This is a genomic window from Anaerovibrio sp. (assembly GCF_024697385.1).
In the GTDB taxonomy this organism is placed as follows: domain Bacteria; phylum Bacillota; class Negativicutes; order Selenomonadales; family Selenomonadaceae; genus Anaerovibrio.
In genome coordinates, this window is the sequence record NZ_JAILFV010000082.1 from 1 (window position 1) to 7,660 (window position 7,660).

Here is a 7,660-nt window from a genome sequence, read left to right on the forward strand (position 1 = left end):
ACGAGCTTTAAGATGTCCCCTTCCTCTTTAGGTGGGGGAAAACAAACTACAACAGCTGGCGAGCATATCTCCCAGCTCGTTGAAACGCTAATTGGAAGATTTTTCTTCTAAAGAAGAAAAATTTGAACAATGGCGTTATAAGCTTGGATGCAAAGACCTGGGCCATTTTAATGGGCCAGGTTTTTTGATATGTAGTACTAAAAATGATATAATGAAATGTATTATGGGGAACTATGGAAACTCTTAGCTGGAGGGGGATTGTATAATGCAGAAGATAAAGAAAGCAGTTATTCCGGCAGCAGGTTTTGGCACCCGTTTTTTACCGGCTACCAAGGCTACACCTAAGGAAATGCTGCCTATAGTTGATAAACCGACAATTCAATACATTGTGGAAGAGGCATTGTCCAGTGGAATAGAGGAGATCCTCATCATAAGCGGTCATGCCAAGAGGGCTATTGAGGACCACTTTGACTCAGCCCCGGTACTGGAGGCTATGCTTGAGGAGAAACATAAGGATGATCTGCTGAAAATGGTCAGGGAAACAGCAGATATCAATATTCATTATATACGACAGAAATATATGCGAGGCCTGGGTGATGCCATCCTGTGCGCCCGTTCCTTTATGGGGGATGACCCTTTCGCTGTCCTCCTGGGTGATGATGTGGTTTATAACCAGGAAAAACCAGCCCTAAAGCAGCTTATAGATATACATGAGGCATACGGTGGCAGTGTCCTGGGGTGCCAGCTGGTCTCTGATGAGGAAGTCAGCGCCTATGGTGTTGTTGCCGGGGAGAAAATCACCGGAGCAGGGCTGCTGAAGGTGTCTGATATGGTTGAAAAGCCATCGGTGGATGAGGCACCAAGCAATATGGCTGTTATGGGGCGTTACATAATTTCTTCATCAATTTTTGACATACTGGAAAAAACTCCTCCGGGTAAGGGGGATGAGATACAGCTCACAGACGCCCTGAAGGTATTGGCAAAAAGTGAGCCGGTGTGGGCGTACTGCTTTGATGGCAAACGCTATGATGTAGGTGACAAGCTGGGATTTTTAAAGGCTACAGTAGAGTTTGCCCTGCGCCGTGATGATTTGGGGCAGGAGTTCAGACAGTATTTGGTGGATTTACTGAAGTAAGAGGTACGACATATGAAGATTTTATTAGCAGGGGGTGCGGGCTATATAGGGTCGCATACCAGTGCAGCATTGTTGGAGAGTGGCCATGATGTTGTGGTTTTGGACAATTATGATAACAGCAGTCCGGAGGCCATAAAGCGCGTGGAAAAATTGACCGGAAAACCTGTCAGTCTGTACGAGGCTGATGCCACAGATAGTAAGGCTGTTTTTGACATAATGAACAAGGAAAAGCCGGATTGTGTTATTCATTTTGCCGGACTGAAGGCGGTAGGAGAATCCATAAAGCAACCGCTACGGTATTATCGCAACAATATAGATACTACCTTGACATTGCTGGAGTGCATGGAAAAAACCGGCTGCAAAAAAATAGTTTTTTCCTCATCAGCAACGGTTTATGGGGAAGAAAATCCTGCGCCCTGCAATGAGGAGATGCGCAAGGGCAGCTGTACCAATCCATATGGGTGGACCAAATCCATGATGGAGCAGATACTTCAGGATGCAGCTGTTGCTGATCCCCGACTAACGGTTATACTGCTGAGGTATTTTAACCCTATAGGCGCTCATCCTTCCGGACAGATTGGCGAAAATCCACGGGGGATACCAAACAATCTCATGCCTTATATTACTCAGGTGGCTGTAGGGAAAAGGGAAAAGCTCACCGTGTTTGGTGGTGATTATGACACTCCGGATGGTACCTGTCTGCGGGATTATATTCATATAATGGATTTGGCTGATGGCCATGTAAAGGCAGTGGAGTTCAGTCAAAACCACAAAGGTGTAGAGATCATCAACCTTGGAACAGGTCAGCCCTATAGTGTCCTGGATATGGTAAACACCTTTCAGAAAGAAAATAATATCAGGGTTCCTTATGAAATAGGGCCCCGCCGTGGGGGCGATTTGCCTGTTGTGTATGCAGATGCCGGCAAGGCAGAAAAGCTGCTGGGCTGGAAGGCAAAGCGGAATCTGGCCGATATGTGCCGGGATAGCTGGCGCTGGCAGAAAAATAACCCTAACGGGTACGATGGATTGGAGATAGAAAAGTGAGTAATTTAGAAGTAGGAATCGTTGGCTTGCCAAATGTTGGCAAGAGTACATTGTTTAATGCCATTACAAAGGCTGGAGCAGAGGCTGCAAATTATCCTTTCTGTACCATAGAACCAAATGTGGGAATTGTAGAAGTGCCTGATACCAGATTGCAGGTGCTTCATGATATGTATGAGTCCAAAAAAACTACTCCTGCAGCCTTCAGGTTTGTTGATATTGCCGGACTGGTAAAGGGAGCTTCCAAGGGTGAAGGTCTCGGCAACAAATTTTTGGAGCATATCCGTCAGGTGGATGCTGTGGCTCAGGTGGTACGCTGCTTTGATGATGGAGATATCACCCATGTTGAGGGGTCAATAGATCCTATTCGTGATATTGAAATAATCAATACGGAATTGTGCCTTGCTGATTTGGAGGTTCTGGAGCGCAGACTTTTGAAGCTCACCAAGCTGGCGAAATCCGGTGCAAAGGAAGCAAAGGCAGAAGCTGCTGTGCTGGAAAGAATCAAGGCTGCCCTGGATGAGGGCAAAACAGTCCGCAGTGTTGATTTGTCCCAGGATGAACAGGACATGATAAAGGAAATGAATTTCCTCACCCTGAAGCCTACCTTATTTGTTGCCAATGTGAGTGAGGATGAGGTGACTACGGCAGATAAGGATAATCCACATGTGCAGCGGGTCAAGGAATATGCCGCAGCTGAGGGGGCAGAGGTGGTTACTATTTCCGCCCGTGTTGAATCTGAAATTGCCGAACTGGATGATGAGGAGGCCAAGGAATTCTTGGCGGATATGGGCCTTGAGGAGTCAGGCCTGGAAAAACTCATAAAGGCAGCTTTTGATTTGCTGGGGCTTATGACATTCCTGACTGCCGGACCTGATGAGTGCCGGGCCTGGACCATTGTAAAGGGAACTACTGCACCAAAGGCTGCAGGTAAGATTCATTCTGATATAGAACGGGGCTTTATCCGGGCAGAAATAGTCAATTTTGATGATCTGGTAGCTGCCGGTTCAGTGGCAGCTGCCAGGGAAAAGGGTCAGGTAAGGCTTGAGGGCAAGGATTATATTATGCAGGATGGAGATGTGACCTACTTCAGATTTAATGTATAATTGTCATATAGGTCGTCTTTTCGGGGGAGAGAAGGCGGCCTTCTTACTGAATACATAATGGTTTGTTTGTAGTATTTATCGATGTACTGCTTTTGGGCTATGCCGGAAAGTATTTCAAAAATTTATCGGAGGGGGATTAAGTTAATGAAGGGCATAATTTTGGCAGGCGGTTCCGGGACTCGCCTGTATCCGCTTACCATGGTGACATCCAAACAGCTCCTGCCTGTTTATGATAAGCCGATGATATACTATCCCATGTCAGTGCTGATGCGGGCAGGGATTCGGGATATACTTATTATTTCCACTCCCCAGGATACGCCAAGGTTCAAGGATTTGTTAGGTGATGGCAGACATTTTGGCGTTAATCTATCCTATGCCGTTCAGCCAAGTCCTGATGGGTTGGCACAGGCCTTTATTATCGGGAGGGATTTCATTGGTAATGATTCAGTGGCGATGATTCTGGGAGATAATATTTTTGCCGGACATGGCCTCACCAAACGCCTGCTGGCAGCAGTGAAAAATGCCTCATCCGGGCAGGGAGCTACAGTTTTCGGCTATTATGTTGATGATCCGGAGCGTTTTGGCATTGTGGAATTCGACAAGGAAGGCAAGGCTGTATCCATTGAGGAAAAGCCCAAGCAGCCAAAAAGCAACTACTGTGTAACGGGACTTTATTTTTACGATAACAGGGTTGTTGATTATGCAGGTGGACTAAAACCCAGTGCCAGGGGAGAACTGGAGATTACTGACCTGAACAGAATCTATCTGGAACAGGGGCAGCTTAATGTGGAGCTGCTGGGACAAGGGTTTACCTGGTTGGACACCGGGACACATGAATCCCTGGTGGATGCTACTAATTTTGTGAAGACATTGGAAACACATCAGCACCGTAAAATAGCCTGCCTGGAGGAAATAGCCTATCTTAATGGCTGGATTACCAAAGAAGATGTGCTGAAGGTGTATGAGATATTGAAGAAAAACCAGTACGGCCAGTACCTGAAGGATGTACTGGATGGAAAATATATTGACATCCACTAGCCTTTTCCCCTATGGGAAGGGGGCTATGGTGAAATCCATATCCGGAAAATCGTGACTAAAGCCTTCCCCTCTGGGGAAGAGAATCGCGGTGAAATCCATATCCGGAAAATCGTGACTGAAGCCTTCCCCTCTGGGGAAGGGGGACCGCTTGCGGTGGATGAGGTCTAACCCGAAGGAAAATTAGATAAAAAAAGAGGAATTGTTATGACTATAATAGTGACCGGAGGAGCCGGTTTTATTGGCAGTAATTTTGTTTTTCACATGATGGAGGCACATCCGGATTATAGAATTATATGTTTGGATAAATTAACCTATGCCGGTAATCTGTCCACCCTGGAGCCTGTGATGAACAAGGAGAATTTTAGATTTGTTCAGGCGGATATTTGTGACAGGACAGCGGTATATGCCTTGTTTGAAGAAGAATCTCCTGACATGGTGGTGAATTTTGCTGCAGAAAGTCATGTGGATCGTTCCATCGATAATCCGGATATTTTTCTTGAAACTAATATAAAGGGAACGGCGGTACTTATGGATGCCTGCCGCAAATATGGCATTAAGCGCTATCATCAGGTCTCCACTGACGAGGTGTATGGGGATCTTCCCCTGGACAGGCCTGATCTGTTCTTTACAGAGGAGACGCCTATCCATACCAGCTCTCCTTACAGCAGCTCCAAGGCCGGGGCCGATCTTTTGGTAATGGCTTATCACCGTACCTATGGATTGCCTGTTACCATTAGCAGGTGCAGTAATAACTATGGGCCGTACCATTTCCCGGAGAAGCTGATACCGTTGATGATTACCAATGCTATGGCAGATAAGACACTGCCGGTTTATGGAGAGGGCATCAATGTCCGGGACTGGCTGTATGTAGAGGATCATTGCCGTGCCATTGACCTGATTCTTCACAAGGGACGTGTAGGGGAGATTTATAATATAGGTGGCCATAATGAAATGCGCAATATTGATATTGTGAAGCTAATATGCAAGGAGCTTGGTAAGCCTGAGAGCCTGATTACCTTTGTGGCTGACCGCAAGGGCCACGATATGAGATATGCCATAGATCCGGCAAAGATACATCGCGAGCTGGGTTGGCTGCCGGAGACTAAATTTGCTGACGGCATCAAGAAGACCATTAGGTGGTATCTGGATAATAAAAACTGGTGGGAGCCGTTGCTGATTAAGAATTAAGCATAGCTTTCCCCGTTGGGCAGGACTTCATCCGCCTTGCATGGCCCAGCACCAACGGCACATGTGCCAGCGACTGGTATGCTGGCCTTGTGCCTAGTACCCGAAGGGTGCTCCCCCAGAGGGAAAGGCGGAATGAAAGCCTTCTCCTTTGGAGAAGGTGGCACACGAAGTGTGACGGATGAGGTTCACCCCGAAGGGAATTATAGAGTCGTAATGAGGTTCAATCCGAAGGGCGTTTCAGCGCTCAGATGAGGTGCAATTATTATGAAAATTTTAGTTACCGGTGTGGCTGGACAGCTGGGGCATGATGTGATGAATGAGGCTCATAAAAGGGGTCATGAAGCTATAGGCTCAGATATTGGCGATTCATATATGGGGGAGCAGGACAGAACCTCGGTGTGTTCCCTGCCTTATATACAAATGGATATTACTGATAAGGATGCTGTCCAAAAAAATATTCTGGAACAGAAGCCTGATGTTGTTGTGCATTGTGCGGCATGGACTGCTGTGGATGCAGCCGAGGATGCCGACAACAAAGACAAGGTATGGGCGGTAAATGTTACCGGTACGGAAAATATAGCCCGGGCTTGTCAGCAGGCGGACTGTAAGCTGATTTATTTGAGTACGGACTATGTCTTTTCCGGAGAGGGCACTGACCCGTGGGAGCCGGATTGTAAGGATTATGCCCCGCTGAATTACTATGGAGAAACCAAGCTGATGGGGGAAAAAGCCGTCAGTCAGCTGTTGGATAAATATTTTATTGTGCGAATTGCCTGGGTGTTTGGTAAAAACGGCAAGAATTTTATCAAAACTATGTTGAAGGTAGCGGAAAACCACGATACGGTCCGGGTGGTCAACGATCAGATCGGTACGCCAACCTATACCTTCGATTTGGCCCGTTTGCTGGTGGATATGCTGGAAAGCGACAAGTATGGCTATTATCACGCCACCAATGAGGGGGGATATATCAGCTGGTATGATTTCACCTGTGAGATTTACCGACAGGCAGGTCTGGCTACCAAGGTGTTACCGGTAACCACGGCAGAATATGGTTTAAGTAAGGCCAGACGGCCTTTTAACAGTCGGCTGGATAAGGGAAAGCTGATTGAAAATGGATTTACACCGCTGCCAACCTGGCAGGATGCAGTAAAGCGGTATTTGAAGGAAATACAGTAACGCCTGAGGGCATACAGGCCCTCATCCGCCTCGCATGGCCCAGCACTGACGGCACATGTGCCAGCGACTGGTATGCTGGCCTTATGCCTAGTACCCGAAGGGTGCTTCCCCAGAGGGGAAGGCAGAATAAAAGCCTTCTCCTCTGGAGAAGGTGGCACACGAAGTGTGACGGATGAGGTTCACCCCGAAGGGTGGAGGCATTAATCACATTATAGGGAGAGAATTATGGGAAAAATAGAAGTTGAGAAAGCACCTATTGAAGGCTTATATGTTATTACACCGGCAATTTACGGTGACAACCGGGGCTATTTTACCGAGACCTATAACCAGCAGGATATGATAGCCGCCGGGCTGGATATGACCTTTGTGCAGGATAATGAAAGCATGAGCAGCAAGGGGGTTCTCCGGGGGCTCCATTTTCAGAAGCAACATCCCCAGGGAAAACTGGTAAGGGTGATACAGGGCAAGGTGTTTGATGTGGCTGTGGATATCAGGCATGGGAGCCCTACCTATGGTCAGTGGTACGGTGAAATACTGTCTGAGGAAAATCATAAGCAGTTTTATATCTCTCCAGGCTTTGCCCACGGCTTTCTGGTTTTGTCGGATATGGCAAAGTTCTGTTACAAATGCACTGATTTTTATCATCCGGAGGATGAAGGCGGCATTGCCTGGAATGATCCTGATATTGGCATCGCCTGGCCGGAACTTGTGGGGGCGGCCGGAGAATACAAATTATCAGATGGCACTCCCCTGAAGCTCAGTGACAAGGATAAAAAATGGAAAACATTAAAAAACATTTGTCCGTCAGTACTACCCTAAAGTAAAATTGTCTGATGAATATTACTTGTTATTCCTACACCTAATGTTTATAAATATGCAGGGAAGTTGTTTTAAGTTTACATTGTAGCTCTACAAAAGACTGGTATTACGATTTTTTGTAATGCCAGTCTTTTATTATAAATATAATTTATAATAT

General features: G+C 46.7%; 8 protein-coding genes. All 8 read left to right on the top strand.

Annotated elements, in window-relative coordinates; genetic code table 11:
- The first annotated feature begins 91 nt into the window (after positions 1-91).
- The 8 genes from K6C05_RS04240 (at position 92) to rfbC (ending at position 7,503) form a co-directional block, all read left to right on the top strand.
- Positions 92-247 (top strand): hypothetical protein, encoded by a 156-nt coding sequence (locus K6C05_RS04240; RefSeq protein WP_296731641.1) that lies wholly within the window; start codon positions 92-94, stop codon positions 245-247.
- An 18-nt stretch (positions 248-265) separates the two neighbouring features.
- Positions 266-1,135 carry a UTP--glucose-1-phosphate uridylyltransferase GalU gene (gene galU, locus K6C05_RS04245; protein WP_296731643.1) on the top strand — a complete coding sequence of 290 codons (870 nt, stop codon included), beginning with the start codon at positions 266-268 and terminating at the stop codon, positions 1,133-1,135.
- Positions 1,136-1,147: 12 nt separating this feature from the next.
- Positions 1,148-2,179 (top strand): UDP-glucose 4-epimerase GalE, encoded by a 1,032-nt coding sequence (gene galE / locus K6C05_RS04250; RefSeq protein ID WP_296731646.1) that lies wholly within the window; start codon positions 1,148-1,150, stop codon positions 2,177-2,179.
- Positions 2,176-3,282 (top strand): redox-regulated ATPase YchF, encoded by a 1,107-nt coding sequence (ychF, locus tag K6C05_RS04255; protein WP_296731648.1) that lies wholly within the window; start codon positions 2,176-2,178, stop codon positions 3,280-3,282. The genes galE and ychF overlap by 4 nt, the downstream gene beginning before the upstream one ends.
- 144 nt (positions 3,283-3,426) lie before the next feature.
- Complete coding sequence (gene rfbA / locus K6C05_RS04260; protein ID WP_296731650.1) at positions 3,427-4,320, top strand: glucose-1-phosphate thymidylyltransferase RfbA; 894 nt, start codon at positions 3,427-3,429, stop codon at positions 4,318-4,320.
- A gap of 204 nt (positions 4,321-4,524) precedes the next feature.
- Positions 4,525-5,508, top strand: a complete 984-nt coding sequence (gene rfbB, locus K6C05_RS04265; RefSeq protein ID WP_296731651.1) for a dTDP-glucose 4,6-dehydratase — start codon at positions 4,525-4,527, stop codon at positions 5,506-5,508.
- 264 nt (positions 5,509-5,772) lie between these two features.
- Positions 5,773-6,684, top strand: a complete 912-nt coding sequence (gene rfbD / locus K6C05_RS04270) for a dTDP-4-dehydrorhamnose reductase (protein ID WP_296731653.1) — start codon at positions 5,773-5,775, stop codon at positions 6,682-6,684.
- 225 nt (positions 6,685-6,909) lie between these two features.
- Complete coding sequence (gene rfbC / locus K6C05_RS04275; protein ID WP_296731654.1) at positions 6,910-7,503, top strand: dTDP-4-dehydrorhamnose 3,5-epimerase; 594 nt, start codon at positions 6,910-6,912, stop codon at positions 7,501-7,503.
- The last annotated feature ends 157 nt before the right edge of the window (positions 7,504-7,660 follow it).